We start from the raw sequence: 1346 nt of genomic DNA on the forward strand, positions 1-1346 counted from the left end.
TGACCAGGCCCATCCCGTACGCGGTGCGGTAGCCGAGGTGCTGCGCGAGGCCCAGCAGCGGTCCCGACAGCATCGCGCTGGTCTTGGCCGTGTTGGTGAACAGCGTGCTGGCGTAGCCGGGACGGCCGGGCGCGAGGTCCTGGAAGTACGAGATGCCCACGCCCATCACCGCGGAGATCACCACCGCGTGCAGCACCTGCGCGGCCATCACCTGCCAGGTCGCCTCGGTGAGGAGCATGATCCCGTAGTAGACCAGCGCCACCGCGCCGCCCGCGAGCACCAGCACCCGGTGGTTGACCCGGATGGCCAACGCGCCGAAGCCGAGCATCAGCGGGATCTCCAGCGCCGCGCACAGCCCCAGCACGAGCCCCGCGTCACCGGTCGTGCCCCCGAGGTCCTCGGTCACGAACAACGGCATCGCCGCCACGCCGACCGACGTCGCGCACTGCAGCAGCACGAAGGCCGCCGCCGCGAGCACGACCTCGCGCCGCAACCCGGACTGCCGTTCCACCTCGTGCGACGGCGGGCTGGACGGGCCGAGCTCGGGCAACCACACCAGGGTCACCACGACGGCCAGCACGTACACCGCCGCGCTGACGCCGAACAGCCCGGTGAAACCGCCGCCCACGATCAGCAGCGCGCCCAGCGGCGGACCGCCGACCCACGCGACGGACATCGTCGTCCGCAGGCCGCTCATCGCCAACGGCGCCTTGGCCGAACCGCTGCGCTCCAGCAGCTGCCGGGCGTAGGCGAACATCTGGGGCATCTGCGAGGACGCGACCGCGAACAACGTGACCGCGACGCCCAGCAGCAACCAGTAGTCGCGCAGCACGGCGAACAACGCCCACGACACCGCACCGGCCGACCCGGCGACGGCGAGCAGCGTGCGACGGATCGCCCGCGAGTCGGAGAACCGCCCGACCAGCGTGCTCACCAGCATCGACACCAGGGCACTGATCAGCAGGAACGCCCCGACCGCGACCGGGCCCGCGCCGACCTCCTTGATCAGGAACAACGACAGGAACGGACCCGCCAACGCGTACCCGACACCGGTCAGCAGGCTCACCGACACCAACGGGACGAAGGGACGGGACCGGGTTCCACTCAGGACGGGCACACCGGCGATCCTCGCCTCCCGGGTGGGCGACGAGGAAGCCGATTTCCAGCATGCGGACCGGTGAGAGCGCTCACACAGTGGCGCGCGCCACCAGGACCGCCATGTCCAGCGGCAGCTCGCGGATGTCCTCCAACGCGAAACCGTTGGCCGACAACAGCCGTCGATGCTCCTCTGTGGTCCGTTCACCGCCCTGCACGGTGTTGACCATCATGTGCACGTTGAACGCCAA

Annotated in this window: 1 protein-coding gene; it reads right to left on the bottom strand. The window is 70.4% G+C overall.

What is annotated here, in order from left to right; genetic code table 11:
- A partial coding sequence (locus tag AB0G02_RS40540; protein WP_360805952.1) for a sugar efflux transporter occupies positions 1-1066 on the bottom strand: 1066 nt, incomplete at its 3' end.
- Positions 1067-1346 lie beyond the last annotated feature (280 nt).

The organism is Actinosynnema sp. NPDC023658, from assembly GCF_040639995.1.
Taxonomy (GTDB): domain Bacteria; phylum Actinomycetota; class Actinomycetes; order Mycobacteriales; family Pseudonocardiaceae; genus Actinosynnema.